Here is a 14,867-nt window from a genome sequence, read left to right as displayed (position 1 = left end):
GTCCGGAAATATCCTACAATAATAAAAGAACGTCTCTCACATTGTCGCATAAGCTGACATCGACGGGGAGAACGTCAGGGCGAACTCTCGGGAGGAGATCAGTCATGACCCGCTACAGCCGACGCACTCTGTTGAAAGCCGGCGCCGCCTTTGCCGGCGCATCCGCCATCGGATCGCCGGCCATCCTCCGCGCACAGGCCGCGCGGATAAAGATTGGCCATCTGGTGCCGCTGACCGGCTTCCTCGGCGCGATCGGCAGCTACGCGCAGTTAGGGGTGAAGATGGCGGCGGAAGAAATCAACGCTTCCGGCGGCATCATGGGCAAGCAGATCGACCTGATGTCGGAAGACTCGGTCAATCCCGCCACCGCCTCGACCAAGGCGCAACGCATGATCGAGCAGGACGGCGCGGTGCTGCTGTTCGGCGAAATCTCATCCGCCTCGTCGCTGACCATCATGCAGGTCGCCGAGCGCAACAAGAAGGTGTTCTTCTCGACCGGCGCGCGCTCGGACGCGCTGCGCGGCAAGGACTGCAACCGTTACTCCTTCCACTGCGATATCCCGAACACCGTGATGGTCAATGCCGTCGGCACCGCGCTGAACCAGAAGGGCATGGTGAAGGGCAAGAAGTTCGTTACCCTGACCGCGGATTATATTTTCGGCCACGACCTGTTGAAGGCCGCGAAAGCGTTCTTCAGCGCCAACGACGCGACGCTGATCGGCGACGAACTGATCGCGACAGACGTCACCGACTTCAGCCCGTATCTTCTGAAGGTGCGGCAGGCCAAGCCCGACGTCGTCTGCTGCAACCTTGCCGGCAACCAGGTCACCAATCTCGTCAAGCAGTATGCCGAGTTCGGCTTCCCCTACCCGCTGGTCGGTTTCAATCTCAACACCGGCGATGCCTGGGCGATGGGCGAAGGTAATCTCTCCGGCACCTGGCCGACGGTCTGGTACCACACGCTCGATAATCCGGCGTCGAAGGCCTTCGTCGAGGCCTTCAGCAAGAAATACGGCAAACCGCCGGAGAACCATGCCTGGATCGAATACATCACGCTGAAGATGATCGCGCAGGCGATCACCGATACCAAGTCGACCGAGAGCGACGCCCTGATCGCCTATTTCGAGAAGCAGACACAGTTCGACATCATGAAGTCGCGCAAGGGCTACTTCCGCTCCTGGGACCATCAGCTCGTGCAGGAGGCCTATCCGTTCACCGTAAAACCGAAAGGCGAGATGAAGGACAAGTGGGACATGCTCGTGCTCGGCGAGGCCGTGCCGGCCGCGGGCGCGGAGCTTGAAGCCATCTACCCGACGAAGACGCAAAATCCCTGCAACATGAAGGCATAGAAGCCCGATACGGGCGTCGGGCCCACTGGCGCTAGCGGCGCCGGCATACAACAGCCGGCGCCGTCTCTTTTTCAAGGCGCGTTCTAACGTCGCGGATCGCACATGCAGTTCGGTTTTCTGCTCGAACAGGTGGTGAATGGCCTCGTGCTTGGAGGCTATTACCTCCTGATTGCGCTTGGCCTGTCGCTGATCTTCAGCGTCGGCGGCATCGTCAATCTCGCGCATGGCGCGTTCTATGCGCTCGGCGCCTATGTCTCCGTCGAGATCACGAAATATCTCGGCTTCGGCTCGGCGATAGTGCTGTCGCCGATCGCCGTGGCGCTGCTCGGGATTCTCTTCGAACGCTTCATCCTGCGAAGGTTCTACGACGCCGATCCGATCCTGAGCCTCTTGGTGACGTTCGGCCTCGCCATGGTCACCGAGCAGGCGATCCGGATCATCTGGGGCGCGCCGCCGATCTCGGCGGCGATCCCGCAGAGCTTTCGCGGCTCGGTCTTCCTCGGCGACTTCCTGTTTTCGCGCTATCGCCTCCTGATCCTCGCCGTTGTTGCCGCGGTGCTGCTCGGCGTCTGGCTGTTGCTGCACAAAACGTCCTTTGGCCGCGTCGTGCGCGCCGGCATCCAGCGGCCGGACATGGTCGCAGCACTCGGCATTCGCCTGCAGCCCTACATGACCGCGATCGTGATGCTCGGCGTCGGCATGGCAGCCCTTGGCGGTGCGTTCTTTGCCCCGATCACGATCGTGCATCCGGCGATGGGCGCCGAGATCATCACGGTCGCCTTTGTCGTCGTCGTGATCGGCGGCCTCGGCAGTTTCTGGGGCGTGGTGCTTGCGGCGATGCTGGTCGGCGTCGTCAGGGGCATCACCATTCATTTTGCGCCCGCCGCCGGTGAAGCCTCGATCTATGTGCTGATGTTCCTGGTGCTGATGGTGCGGCCGCGAGGGTTGCTTGGCGAGCGGATCGAGAAATTCGAATGACAACCAATTTCGCCAAATACCGCCCCCTGTTGATGGCGACGCTTGCCGTCATCGTGCTGCCGTTCGGCCTCTATCTGCTCGGGCTCTCGCTCAACACCGGCACCATGGTCGTGGCGCTTGCGATAGCTGCGATGGGGCTCAACCTCTGCATCGGCTACACCGGGCTGGTGTCGTTCGGCCACGGCGCCTGGTTCGGCATCGGCGCCTATGCGGCGGGGCTGATCCAGCGCAACTGGTTCAACAACGACATCTTCCTGCCGCTTGCGCTGGCTGCGATCGTCGTCGCTGTCATCGCGACCTTCGTCGGCTTCGTCATCCTGCGACGCCGCGGCGTCTACTTTTCGCTGCTGACGCTGGCGCTGTCGGCGCTGACCTACACCATCGCCTTCCGCTGGACCGCGGTCACCGGCGGCGAGGACGGGCTCGGCGGATTGAAGCGCGGTCACCTCGGCCCGTTCAGCCTCGATAGCGCACTGAGCTACTACATCGTCGTCTCCGTGCTCTGCCTTGGCGTGCTCTATCTGCTGCTGCGCCTGGTCCGCTCGCCATTCGGCCACGTGCTGATGGCGATCCGCGAGAACCAGTTGCGCGCCACGTTCCAGGGCTATCCGGTCGAACGCTACAAGCTCGGCGTGTTCGTGATCTCGGCCGTCGTCACCGGCTTCGCTGGCGGTCTGATCGGCTTCCAGAACTATCTCGTGTCAGCCGAAGCGGTCTCCGTCCCCTTCTCCGGCGAGTTGCTCGCCATCGTTGTGATCGGCGGCATGCGCAGCATGCTGGGACCCGCGATCGGCGCGCTGTTCTTCATCCTGTTCCGCGAATTGTTTTCGATCTGGACGCCGAATTGGCTGCTCTGGTTCGGCCTCGTCTTCGTCGCCTTCGTCCTGTATTCGCCGGGCGGCCTCGTCGGCATCTGGGCGACGCTGTCAAAGCGCTGGTGGCCTCCGCCGGAAGAGACCGCCGCGATGAGCCGGCGCAAGATCTACGAAGGCCTGCCGCTGCCGGCCTTCCTGCGCCCGCAAGCGCTCGACGGCACCGTGCTCGCTGTGCAAGGCGTCTCGAAGAGCTTCGGCGGCATCCGCGCCGTCACCGACGCAAGCCTCACAGTCGGCGCCGGCGAAATCCACGCATTGATCGGGCCGAATGGCGCAGGAAAGACCACGCTGTTCAATCTGGTCTCCGGTCTCTATCCGACCGATGGCGGCACCATCAAGCTGAACGGCCGCGAGATTCAGGGCGTGCCTTCCGACCTGATCTGCCATCAGGGTCTGGCCCGCTCGTTCCAGATCACCAATTTGTTCAAAGGCCTCTCGATCTACGAGAACCTGCGACTGTCGCTGCAGGCGCAAAGCCCCGGCCGCTTCAACCTGTGGCGCGATATCGACCATTACAGCGATATCCACGCCGAGACCGCGGAGCTGATCAAATTCCTCGGCCTTGAAGGCATTGAGACCATCGAAGGCGGTGAACTCTCCTATGGCGGGCAGCGGCTGGTCGACCTCGGTATCGCGCTCGGCTCCAAGCCGCAGGTGCTGCTGCTCGACGAACCGCTGGCCGGGCTTGCCGCCGCCGAGCGCGAGCGCGTGTCGAACCTCGTCAAGAACATCGCCGCCAACATTCCGGTCCTGATCGTCGAGCACGATATCGATCGCGTGCTCGGCTTCTCCCGCGCCGTCACCGTGATGAACCAGGGCGAGGTGCTGATGACCGGCACGCCCGAGGCCGTGCGCGCCGACCGCAGGGTGCAGGAGATCTACACCGGCACCGGCGTGCCCGAGGTCGAGCATCTCAGCAGCGAATATGCGAAGGCGAGTGTAGCGCCGGTCCTGCGCTTCGAGCGCGTCAACACGTTTTACGGCAAGAGCCATATCCTGCACGACGCCACGCTCGACGTGCGCGAGGGCGAGATCGTCGCTCTCCTCGGCCGCAACGGCGCGGGGAAGTCGACGCTACTGAAGACGCTCGCCGGTCTCGTGCCGCTGTCGTCGGGCAACATCGAATATGCCGGCGTCGACATCTCCCGCCTGCCCGCCCCCGATATCGCGCGCGCCGGCATCGGTTACGTACCGCAGGGCCGCGGCCTGTTCGCCGGCATGACGGTGCGCGAAAATCTTTCGCTCGGCCGTCTGGCGCGTAAGACCGACGGCAGCACCGGCGTGGTGTGGACCGAAGAACAGATCCTCGACTATTTCCCGCGCCTGCGCGAGCGCATGGATGTCGCCGCCGACTATCTCTCCGGCGGCGAGCAGCAGATGGTCGCGGTCGCGCGCGCGATGTCGGGGAACGTCAAACTGCTGCTGCTCGACGAGCCGTTCGAGGGACTGGCGCCGGCAGTGATCCTCGAACTGTTCAGGGTGTTCGACCGGCTGCGGCAGCACATCTCCATCGTCATCGTCGAGCACAACCTCGACCTCGTGCTGGCGCTTGCCGACCGCGTCTTCGCGCTGGAGCGCGGCGCGGTATTCCATGAGGGACCGGCACAGCCGCTGCTGACCGATCTGGAATACCGGAAGAAGATTTTGTGGCTGTAGCAACATGCACGGCCGTCATTGCGAGCGAAGCGAAGTAATCCATCGGGCCACAAGAAAGTATGGATTTCTTCGTCGCTTCGCTCCCTTGCGCAAACGCTTCGCGTTTGTCGCAGGCAACGACGGCCCCGTAAGGAGGCAGTGATGCGAAGTCTGATGACAGCGGTGATATCGAGCGCAATAGCCCTGTGCACATTGCGCGCCAGCGCAGCCGACAACCCCATGACCATCGCCGTCTTCACCAAGAACCGCACCAACCCGGCCTACGAAGCTTTCCGCATTGCTTCCGACCAGATCGCCCGCACGTCGGGCGTAAGGGTGATCCACCTCGTCCCGGACAAGCCCGACAACGTCGACGAACAGAAGGCGATGGTGGAACAGGTGCTGAAGGAGCGACCCGATGCCATCATCTTCATTCCCGTCGACGACGTCGCCATGATCGATTCCGTCAGGAAGCTCAACGACGCCAAAATCCCGATCGTGCTGGTTTCCAATCCGCTGCCCGGCAGCTTCGTCACCTATGTCGGCGCCGACGATTTCGAGATCGGCTACCGCGAGGCGCGCTATCTCTTCGAAAAGCTCGGCGGCAAGGGAAAGATCGTCGTGATCGAGGGCACGCCGGCCGCGCCGACCAACCGCGAGCGCGTGCGCGGCTATCAGCGCGCCTTCGCCGAGTTTCCCGGCATCCAGGTTTTAGGATCGGGGATCGGCAATTATCAGCAGCCGGATGCACGGCGCGTGATGGAGAAGTTTCTCAGCGAGCACAAGGAGATCGACGCGGTGCTGTCGGCGAACGACAGCATGGCGCTCGGCGTACTGGAGGCGCTGAAGGCCGCCAACCGGACGGCGACCGTAATCGGCATCAACGGCATTCTCCCCGCCGTGAAGCAGATCGAAGCCGGCGGCATGCTCGCCACCGTCGACTTCAACATGTTCAAGATCGGCTGCACGGCAACAAGGGCCGCGGTGCGTCACCTCAGGAAGGAGCCGCTGCCAGAAAAGGTGATGCTGCCCGCGGAAGTGATCGACAAGACCAACTACAAGGCGTGGCTGGTTCCGGTCGACCAGCGTGCGTGCCCCGAATGGTCGGACGTCGCGCGCTGATGCGGTTCGGAACAGTGACCGACTAGCGGTACGACCGCAGCCGCAAGAGAAGGTTGCCGCTGCCGGGCGCGGGCGTATATTGGAGCGATGGCTGTCAGCTCACCCGATCTGAAAGCATTCTTGCTCGCCACGCCTTTCTTCGGCGGCCTCTCCGACGCCAGCCTCGACCGCCTGATCTCCATGCTGGTCGAACGCCGCTTCGACGCCGGCGCCACGATCGTCGCCGAGGGCGAACCGGGACGCTCGATGTTCATCGTTCTCTCGGGCGAGCTCGTGGTGAGCAAGCTCGGTGAGGCTGGGCGCTCGATCCGGATGTCGGGCCTCGAGCCCGGCGATTTCTTCGGCGAAATGACGCTGATCGAAATGCAGAACCGATCGGCCACCGTGGTCGCGGAGAGCGAAACCGTGCTGTACGAACTGACGGCCGGAAACCTCTACAGCTACTACAAGGCCGACATCCACGGCTATGTCATCGTGATGCAGAATATCAACCGCGAACTGTGCCGGCGGCTACGCCGCGCCGACCGTCGCATTGCCGAGCTGATTCACGGGCAGTAGGTGATGCCGATACATCCCGCAGCGGCCCGTAGCGTGACTGACGCCTAGACCGTCATCAATCTGTAGCATCCCTTAATTAGCATTTTTTCAGGTTGTTTAAAAAATGGTAAGTGAGGGAATTGAAGGAATGCGTATTCTAAAGGTGCAAGCGCTAAGCTGCGCGGTTTTATTGTCTGTGATTACCGCGGGAGCCTCAAACGCCGCCACGATCCAGAACTTCGATAGCGGTTGGTATACGAACAGTGGTTTCACCGCTGGCGTCACCAACATCAACGTCGGCTCAAGCAATCTCAGCGGCGCAGTATATCATAACTGGCTTGCCTTCAACCTCGCGGGTTTGGCCAACCAGAACGTAACATCAGCGACGCTCACGTTCTATGGCGGGAATGGAGTCAATACCTCTGCGACCAGCGAGACCTTGGGGCTTTTCGATTATACCGGCAGCATCAATGCCCTCATCAGCAATTCACAGAACAATGTCGGCATCTACAATGATCTGGGCAACGGCAACAGCTACGGCACGGCAGTCGTCTCTGGCGGGCCCATACAGCAGTTCTCGGTAACGCTTTCACAGGCGGCAATTGCCGCCTTGAATGCTGCTGCGCATAATCAAAGCGACAACAGGTTTGTGATCGGCGGTTCGCTGCTTTCCATCAGTGGTCCATTTGCCAATGAGCAGTTGTTCGCGATTTTCGGACCGCAATCCGCACTGGCTCCGGCCGCGGTCCTGAACCTCGAAACGTCTGTGGCGGCTGTCCCTGAACCATCGACCTGGGCCATGATGATCCTCGGCTTCGCTGGCGTGGGCTTCATGGCCTATCGCCGCAGGCAGAATGGGCCTAAGCGTCGTTTCGCCCGATCGTGGCGTACTTCGAATTTGGAAAGCCGCCTTCGGGCGGCTTTTCGTTTGGCTCACAAGCAACTCGATGTCTCATGTTGGCCCTTGGCGTCGTTCCGCCGCGATACGGAATTGGGTCCACCATCGGCGCATATCGGACATCGAGTGGCGATCGAACTGCTTTATGGGTATGCGCCCTAATGTTCGTCCGGCCGTGTCCGCGCGATGATCTCGGCCGCGCCCTTGTCCAGCAACTCTAGGCCGACCGCGCGGCCGAGTTCGCGCGGCCGATCCGCCGCGCCCTGCCGCGACACCTCGATGAAACGGTCGCCGGCTTCATCCAGCACCGCCGCCGTCAGCGTCATCTCGCGGCCATCAAGGGTGGCGTGGCCGGCGATCGGCGAATTGCAGTGGCCGTTGAGCACCCACAGCACCTCGCGCTCGGCTTCCGCACAGAGCCGCGATGAAACATCCTCGATCTTCGCTAGCCGCCCGCGCGTCAGCCAGTCCTTCTCGACGCATTCCACCGCGACGATGCCCTGCCCCACCGCGGGCAGCATCTCGCGGACCGAAAAATCATGGACGATGCGGGAAGCCATTCCGATCCGCTCGAGGCCCGATCGCGCCATGACCAGCGCATCGGCCGGACCCACCTCGCCGCCGTCGGGCAATCGCTGCTTGTCGCCGCGATCGAGCTTTGCCACGCGCGTATCCGCCGCGCCGCGGAAATGAATCACAGTCACGTCCGGAAACAGCCGGCGTAGATAGGCCGCGCGGCGCACCGCATTGGTGCCGATCTTGAAGCCCTTGCCTTTTGCTGCACGAAACTCATCGAGCGAAAGGCCGGGGCGCAGCACCAGCGCATCGTTGGCGGCGTCGCGCGGCAGCGTCGCGGCGATGATCAGGCCCGGCGTTTCCTCATTGCCGGGCACGTCCTTCAGCGAATGCATCGCCGCCTGCAATTGCCCGGCCCGCATCGCCTCGCGAATTTCAGCGACGAAGGCGCCGCCCTTGCCGCCATGGCGCAGCAGCTTGCTGGTCTGGTCCTGGTCGCCGCGGGTTTCGAACTTGACGATCTCGACGTCGAGCGCGGGATCGGCCGCGCGCAACAGCCGCGCAATCCCTTCCGTCTGCGCCAGCGCCATCGCGCTCTTGCGCGTGCCGATCTTCAAGCTCTGTCCTGACACCCTGTCTCCGTTCCGGCGAATTGCGGCTGTTTCGAGCCTTACGGGATAGAGCAAGCAGCCTGTCAGAACAATGATTTTGGCGCGTGCACATGACGGTGCTTACTGCCGCCTGCGGACCGCTGTCGCCACCGTCAAGGCGAACGCGCCGAAGCAACGCATTCGTTGAGCTACGTCAATATCGGCCTTTCCCCCTCGCCAAGGGTGGTTCCGGCAATGCGGCGAGGCGAGAGACCAAACCATGAACATGCTGCTCAAGGAAATCCGCCACAGCCCGCTGCTGTGGCTATTGGTCTTCGTGCCGATCGTGCTGGCAGTAGAAGTGCTGGCGCCGTCGGCCCACACCGCTTTGTTCGTGCTCGCCGTCCTCGCCATCGTACCGCTGGCCGCCCTGCTCAGTCATGCCACCGAAAGCGTCGCCGAGAAAACCGGCGATGCCATCGGCGGCTTGCTCAACGCGACATTGGGGAATCTGACCGAGTTGATCATCGCGATCGCGGCGCTTTATGCCGGCGAATACATGCTGGTGAAGGCGTCGATTGCCGGCGTGATCGTCGCCAATGCGCTGTTCATGCTGGGCGCGTCGTTCCTGCTCGGCGGGCTGCGTTACCGCACCCAGGAATTCAACCGCGCCGGCGGAAGGCTGCATGCGGCGCTACTGTTGATGGCGACCGTTGCCCTGCTCACGCCCGCCGCAGTCGCAAACCTCGATCTGGCCCAAGGCACGGCGGTGACGCAAAAGCTCTCGACCGGCCTCGCCATTCTCCTGATTGCGGCCTACGCGCTCAGCCTGCTGTTCTCCCTGAAGACACACAAGGATCTGTTCGCCGGCGAAGACCACGCCGAGAAGGACGAGGAAATGCTGCCGATCGGCGTCGCCGTCGGCACGCTGATCGCAGTGACGGTGCTGGTGGCGCTGGTCAGCCACATCTTCGTCGGTTCGGTGCAAAAGGCCGGCGAGACACTGGGAATGAGTCCGGCATTTGTCGGCTTCATCGTCGTTGCGCTGGTCGGCGGCGCCGCCGAAATGGCGGTGGCGTTCTCCGCCGCGCGCAAAGACCGCCTCGACATGAGCGTCGGCATTGCGCTCGGCAGCGCCTCGCAGATCGCGCTGTTCGTTGCGCCGGTGCTGGTGCTGCTCAGTTACGTCATCGGACCGAAGCCGATGGACCTGCAGTTCTGGCCGGGCGCGGTCGTCATGGTGATGATCGCGACCGTCACCGCATGCTTCATCACCAACAGCGGACGCTCGGCCTGGTTCATCGGCGCGCTGCTGCTGTTCATCTACGCCATCTTCGCCATGACGCTCTACGTGGTCCCGCCGGGAGCGCACGTCGCTTCATGAGCGGTCAGGTTGGGTGGCTGCACCGTTGACCAGCCATTCCAAAACGCCGATTGTGCGCTGCAGCACCGTGAATAGATTGCCCCGTGCAAGAGGATTTTTCGTTGTCCGATACCAGTGCCGATGCCTTGGCCGCTTCAGGCCACCGCCCGATGGGCTTTCCCGAATTCGTCATCGTGATCGCCTCGATCATGGCGCTGAATCCGCTTGCAATGGACATGATGCTGCCGGCGCTGCCGAACATCGCATCCGCCTTCCACATCACGTCAGTCAACCGGCCGCAGATGGTGCTGTCGATCTTCCTGGTCGGCTTCGGCGTCGGCCAGTTCGTGATGGGCCCCTTGTCCGACCGGTTCGGACGGCGGCCGGTCCTGCTCGGCGGCATGGCCGTCTATTGTGCCGCCAGCCTGCTCGCGATCGCCGCGCCTTCGTTCGAAACGCTGCTGCTGGCCCGCGCGCTGCAGGGCCTCAGCACCTCGGCCACCCGCGTGATCGCGACCTCGATCGTGCGCGACTGCTATGCGGGGCGGCGCATGGCGAGCGTGATGTCGCTGACGATGATGATCTTCATCGCCGTACCCGTCGTCGCTCCGGCATTCGGCCAGGCTGTGCTCTTGGTGTCGCACTGGCGCGGCATCTTCATCGTGCTGATGCTGTATGGCGTGGTGGCGCTGATCTGGAGCGCGCTGCGCCTGCCGGAGACGCTGGCTCCCGAGCGGCGCCGCTCGCTCGCCGTCGGCGAGGTGCTCGATGCCTTCCGCCAGACCGTGACCAACCGCCAGACGCTGGGTTATGCGTTGGCCGCCGGCGGCGTATTGGGCTCGCTGTTCGCCTTCGTCTTCATCTCGCAGCAGGTCTTCACCGGCATCTATCAGCTCGGGCATTATTTTCCGGTGGCGTTTGCCGGCGTCGCCGTCGGCACCGCCATCGCCGGCTTCGTCAACTCCCGCCTCGTCGGCCGCCTCGGCATGCGCGTGATCTCCCACGCCGCGCTGATCGGCTTCGTGGTCATCGCCGCGACCATGCTGGTCGCGGCAAAACTGCAGATGCTGCCGTTGCCGCTGTTCATGGCGCTCTCGGCTGCGATGATGTTTGCGTTCGGGCTGATGATCGCCAATTTCACCGCGCTCGCCATGGAGCCGCAGGGCCATATCGCCGGCACTGCCGCGTCGCTGTACGGCTCGATCACCACGCTGCTTGCCATCGGCATCGGCGCCAGCATCGGTCAGGGCTATGACGGCACGCTGGTGCCGTTCGCGACCGGCTTCCTGCTCTGCACGCTGGCCGCGCTCGCCGTGGTGCTGGTGGTGGAGAAAGGCCGGCTGTTCAGGCCCTACGGCTTGAAGGTGTGACCCGTCGCATACGCGTTCGCGCCCGTCTTGCGATCGCTCCCTTCGTTCCGCCCCGGCCGCATGGCTGATTTCCGCTCCACGCTGGGCGCGCTATCCGCCGAAGCTGATAAATTCCCCGCTCACATCGCCTTCAGGATCGGAAATAAAAATGGATAACCGCAGCACTATCTGGCGTGGCGTCGACACCATCAAGCCGCGCTTTGTCGCCTTGAGCGACCGGGTCTGGGCGATGCCCGAAGTCTGCTACACCGAGGCGCGCTCGTCCGCCGAGCATCTCGCCGAACTGCGCCATCAGGGTTTCCGCATCACCGAGAACGTCGCGGGCATTCCGACCGCCCTGATGGGTGAATGGGGCGAAGGCGGACCCGTGATCGCTTTCCTCGGCGAGTACGACGCGCTGCCCGGCCTCAGCCAGGAGGCCGGTGTGGCGGAGCCGAAACCAATCGAGACCGGTGGTCACGGCCATGGCTGCGGCCACAATCTGCTCGGCTCGGCCGCACTGCTGGCCGCCACCGCCGTGAAGGATTGGCTCGCCGAGCACAAGGTGCCCGGGCGCGTGCGCTATTACGGCTGCCCCGCGGAGGAAGGCGGCGCCGCCAAGACCTTCATGGTGCGATCGGGCGCCTTCGACGACGCCGACATCGCGATCACCTGGCACCCCAACAGTTTCTGGGAGGTGGCGGTGACGCCATCGCTCGCCAACACCCGCGCCGATTTCATCTTCACCGGCCGCACATCGCATGCCGCGGCCTCGCCGCATCTCGGCCGCAGCGCGCTCGATGCGGTCGAACTGATGAATGTCGGCGTCAACTACATGCGCGAGCACATGCCGAGCGACGCGCGCGTTCACTATGCGTTGCTCGATACCGGCGGCATCGCCCCCAACGTGGTGCAGGCCCATGCCCGCGTGCGCTATTCGATCCGCGCCCGCGACCTGCCCGGCATGAACGAGCTGGTGGAGCGCGTCCACAAGATCGCGCAGGGCGCGGCGCTGATGACGGAGACCAAAGTGGAGATGAAGATCATTTCCGCCGTCTCCAATTTGTTGCCGAACACCCCGCTCGAAGCGGCGCTGCACAGCATCATGGAGGACCTCGGCCCGCCGCATTTCGACGACGCCGACAAGGACTTTGCGCAAAAGATCCGCGCGACGCTGACCGAGAAGGACATCGCCAGCGTTTATTATGCGATCGGGATGGAGCCGACCGACCGGCCGCTGGCGGATTTCATCGTGCCGATGGACGCCAAGCGTAATCCCCTGATCGGCTCGACCGATGTCGGCGACGTGAGCTGGGTCGTGCCAACGGTTCAGGTCCACGCCCCGACGGTCGCGATCGGAACCCCCTTCCACACCTGGCAGGTGGTGGCGCAGGGCAAGAGCCCGCACGCCCACAAGGCCATGGTGCAGGCCGCCAAGGCGATGGCGGGCCTCGGCGTCAGGGCGCTGACGGAACCGGACTTGATCGCCGCCGCCCAGGCCGACCTGAAGAAGCGCACCGCCCGCACCCCCTACGTCAACCCGCTGCCGGAGAGCGTCGCGCCACCGCTGGACATGTCGCTGACCTGACCTGGTCCGGGCGAACAAATTTTTTGCAGTGCGGGGCGCGATTTCGCGCGGTTTTGACGCGCCCCGGCCGCCGGATTGCCAAAGCGATGTGCGCCGCAGCGTGTTTCTGCCCAAGCAAAAATCACAGCCGCCTTCCATTCTGCCAATTGTCGACAGCCAGCCGTTGACCTCCGGCGCATTTAATGTGCCTCTTACCGCCGAACTTTCAGGCCGCCGCCTCCGGCGCGCCTCAAACACAAAGAACCGGACGGGGACAACGATGCTGGATACCGAACTGCGAACCATGATCGACGAGGTGAAGGACGGGCGCATGGACCGCCGCGGCTTCATCCAGCGTATGCTTGCTGTCGGTCTCACCGCGCCGATGGCTACGCAGCTTCTGGCGATCGGCGGCGTCGCCATGGCCGAAGGTCCTTCCGTCTACAAGCCGACCAAGCGCGGCGGCGGCGGCGCGCTCAAGCTGCTCTGGTGGCAGGGACCGACCCTGCTCAATCCGCATTTCGCCACCGGCACCAAGGACCAGGACGGCTCCCGCCTGTTCTATGAGCCGCTCGCCTGCTGGGATCCGGACGGCAACATGAAGCTGGTTCTGGCCGCCGAGATTCCCTCGCTGCAGAACGGCGGCCTGTCCGCCGACGGCATGTCGGTGATCTGGAAACTCAAGCCCGGCGTGAAATGGCACGATGGCAAGCCCTTCACCGCCGATGACGTGGTGTTCAACTGGGAATACGCCCGCGATCCCGCCACCGCCACCGTGACAATCGGCGTCCACCGCGACATCACCGTCGAGAAGGTCGACGACCTCACCGTCCGCATCAAGTTCAAGAAGCCGACGCCGTTCTGGGCCGACGCCTTTGTCGGCGCCCCCGGCAGCATCATCCCGAAACATCTGTTCGCGGATTATAAAGGCGCCAAGTCACGCGAGGCGCCGAACAATCTGTCGCCGGTCGGCACCGGCCCCTACAAATTCGTCGAGTTCAAGCCGGGCGACGTGATCCGCGGCGAGATCAATCCAGACTACCACATGCCGAACCGTCCGCACTTCGACACCATCGAGATGAAGGGCGGCGGCGATGCCGTCTCGGCTGCGCGCGCCGTCATCCAGACCGGCGAATATGATTTCGGCTGGAACATCCAGGTAGAAGACGACGTCCTGCTGCGGCTGGAAAAGGGCGGCAAGGGCAAGACCGTCTATGCGGTCGGCGGCGACACCGAATTCATCGCGCTGAACTTCACCGATCCCAACACCGAGGTCGACGGCGAGCGGTCCTCGATGAAGACCAAGCATCCGCTGCTCTCCGATCCGGCGGTGCGCAAGGCGCTCTCGATGCTGGTCGATCGCGAGGCCGTCAAGAAAGTCATCTACGGCCGCGCCGGGCGCGTCACGCCCAATTTCCTCAACGGCCCGGAGAAATTCGTCTCCAAGAATACGACCTGGGAATTCAGCATCGAGAAGGCGTCCAAGCTGCTGGATGAGGCCGGCTGGAAGCCAGGCGCCGACGGCATCCGCGAGAAGGACGGCAAGAAGCTGAAGCTTCTGTACCAGACTGCGATCAACGGCCCGCGCCAGAAGACCCAGGCCATCGTCAAGCAGGCCTGCCAGAAGGCCGGCATCGACGTGGAATTGAAATCGGTGGTCGCCTCGGTGTTCTTCTCCTCCGACGTCGCCAATCCCGATACCTACGCCAAATTCTACGCCGATCTGGAGATGTTCCAGATCCCGATGAGTCAGCCCGATCCGGCCCAGCACATGCGCCGCTATCACTCGCGCAACGTCGCCACCAAGGAGAACAAGTGGCAGGGCGTGAATTTCCCGCGCTGGGTCAACAAGGACTATGACGCGGCGATCGACGGCGCCGAGGCCGAGACCGATCTGGTCAAACGCGCCGCGCTCTACATCAAGGCCAACGACATCATGATGCAGGACATCGTGTTCATTCCGGTGATGCACCGCTTGAAGGTGGAAGCCTGCGCCAACACGCTGCGACCGGTGGTCAGCGGCTGGGCCAACGAAACCGACAATCTGTTCGACTGGTACCGGGAGGCGACGGGCTAATCATCGAAGGG

At 63.4% G+C, this 14,867-nt stretch carries 11 protein-coding genes; 10 read left to right on the top strand and 1 reads right to left on the bottom strand.

Features of this window, described 5'->3' with window-relative positions; all coding sequences use genetic code 11:
* Positions 1–104 precede the first annotated feature (104 nt).
* The 6 genes from CQ12_RS16815 (at position 105) to CQ12_RS16790 (ending at position 7,556) form a co-directional block, all read left to right on the top strand.
* Positions 105–1,349: an ABC transporter substrate-binding protein gene (locus tag CQ12_RS16815; RefSeq protein ID WP_057836395.1), complete on the top strand. Its 1,245-nt coding sequence runs from the start codon at positions 105–107 to the stop codon at positions 1,347–1,349.
* A gap of 102 nt (positions 1,350–1,451) precedes the next feature.
* Complete coding sequence (locus tag CQ12_RS16810; protein ID WP_057836394.1) at positions 1,452–2,327, top strand: branched-chain amino acid ABC transporter permease; 876 nt, start codon at positions 1,452–1,454, stop codon at positions 2,325–2,327.
* Positions 2,324–4,858 carry a branched-chain amino acid ABC transporter ATP-binding protein/permease gene (locus tag CQ12_RS16805; RefSeq protein ID WP_057836393.1) on the top strand — a complete coding sequence of 845 codons (2,535 nt, stop codon included), beginning with the start codon at positions 2,324–2,326 and terminating at the stop codon, positions 4,856–4,858. The genes CQ12_RS16810 and CQ12_RS16805 overlap by 4 nt, the downstream gene beginning before the upstream one ends.
* A 141-nt stretch (positions 4,859–4,999) precedes the next feature.
* Positions 5,000–5,959: a sugar ABC transporter substrate-binding protein gene (locus tag CQ12_RS16800; protein ID WP_057836392.1), complete on the top strand. Its 960-nt coding sequence runs from the start codon at positions 5,000–5,002 to the stop codon at positions 5,957–5,959.
* 87 nt (positions 5,960–6,046) lie between these two features.
* Positions 6,047–6,517, top strand: coding sequence for a cyclic nucleotide-binding domain-containing protein (locus tag CQ12_RS16795; protein WP_057836391.1), 471 nt, complete (start codon positions 6,047–6,049; stop codon positions 6,515–6,517).
* Between the two features lie 127 nt (positions 6,518–6,644).
* The gene (locus tag CQ12_RS16790) at positions 6,645–7,556 is read left to right on the top strand and encodes a PEPxxWA-CTERM sorting domain-containing protein (protein ID WP_083519322.1); all 912 of its coding nucleotides are present in this window, start codon (positions 6,645–6,647) and stop codon (positions 7,554–7,556) included.
* Here the strand turns inward: CQ12_RS16790 and hemC are convergent.
* On the bottom strand, positions 7,553–8,527 hold the full coding sequence (gene hemC / locus CQ12_RS16785; protein WP_083519321.1) for a hydroxymethylbilane synthase: 975 nt from the start codon (positions 8,525–8,527) through the stop codon (positions 7,553–7,555). The two genes, CQ12_RS16790 and hemC, sit on opposite strands and share 4 nt — an antisense overlap.
* A gap of 253 nt (positions 8,528–8,780) precedes the next feature.
* Here hemC and cax point away from each other — a divergent pair, with 253 nt between their 5' ends.
* The 4 genes from cax to CQ12_RS16765 all read left to right on the top strand — a co-directional run bounded on the left by cax (position 8,781) and on the right by CQ12_RS16765 (position 14,856).
* Positions 8,781–9,884: a calcium/proton exchanger gene (cax, locus tag CQ12_RS16780; protein ID WP_057836389.1), complete on the top strand. Its 1,104-nt coding sequence runs from the start codon at positions 8,781–8,783 to the stop codon at positions 9,882–9,884.
* A 101-nt stretch (positions 9,885–9,985) separates the two neighbouring features.
* Entirely contained in the window at positions 9,986–11,233 is a 1,248-nt protein-coding gene (locus CQ12_RS16775; RefSeq protein ID WP_057836448.1) for a multidrug effflux MFS transporter, read from the top strand.
* A gap of 148 nt (positions 11,234–11,381) precedes the next feature.
* Positions 11,382–12,800, top strand: coding sequence for a M20 family metallopeptidase (locus CQ12_RS16770; RefSeq protein WP_057836388.1), 1,419 nt, complete (start codon positions 11,382–11,384; stop codon positions 12,798–12,800).
* Between the two features lie 259 nt (positions 12,801–13,059).
* Complete coding sequence (locus CQ12_RS16765; protein WP_057836447.1) at positions 13,060–14,856, top strand: peptide ABC transporter substrate-binding protein; 1,797 nt, start codon at positions 13,060–13,062, stop codon at positions 14,854–14,856.
* Positions 14,857–14,867 lie beyond the last annotated feature (11 nt).

This window comes from Bradyrhizobium jicamae (genome assembly GCF_001440395.1).
GTDB classification, from domain to species: Bacteria; Pseudomonadota; Alphaproteobacteria; order Rhizobiales; family Xanthobacteraceae; genus Bradyrhizobium; species Bradyrhizobium jicamae.
This window is presented reverse-complemented; position numbering and strand designations above follow the sequence as displayed.

What these genes read in the sequence shown, in the direction of transcription:
- CQ12_RS16770 (WP_057836388.1), top strand. Translation starts at nt 11,382, where the DNA reads ATGGATAACCGCAGCACTATCTGGCGTGGCGTCGACACCATCAAGCCG.
- CQ12_RS16795 (WP_057836391.1), top strand. Translation starts at nt 6,047, where the DNA reads ATGGCTGTCAGCTCACCCGATCTGAAAGCATTCTTGCTCGCCACGCCT.
- CQ12_RS16800 (WP_057836392.1), top strand. Translation starts at nt 5,000, where the DNA reads ATGCGAAGTCTGATGACAGCGGTGATATCGAGCGCAATAGCCCTGTGC.
- CQ12_RS16805 (WP_057836393.1), top strand. Translation starts at nt 2,324, where the DNA reads ATGACAACCAATTTCGCCAAATACCGCCCCCTGTTGATGGCGACGCTT.
- cax (WP_057836389.1), top strand. Translation starts at nt 8,781, where the DNA reads ATGAACATGCTGCTCAAGGAAATCCGCCACAGCCCGCTGCTGTGGCTA.
- CQ12_RS16810 (WP_057836394.1), top strand. Translation starts at nt 1,452, where the DNA reads ATGCAGTTCGGTTTTCTGCTCGAACAGGTGGTGAATGGCCTCGTGCTT.
- CQ12_RS16765 (WP_057836447.1), top strand. Translation starts at nt 13,060, where the DNA reads ATGCTGGATACCGAACTGCGAACCATGATCGACGAGGTGAAGGACGGG.
- CQ12_RS16815 (WP_057836395.1), top strand. Translation starts at nt 105, where the DNA reads ATGACCCGCTACAGCCGACGCACTCTGTTGAAAGCCGGCGCCGCCTTT.
- CQ12_RS16790 (WP_083519322.1), top strand. Translation starts at nt 6,645, where the DNA reads ATGCGTATTCTAAAGGTGCAAGCGCTAAGCTGCGCGGTTTTATTGTCT.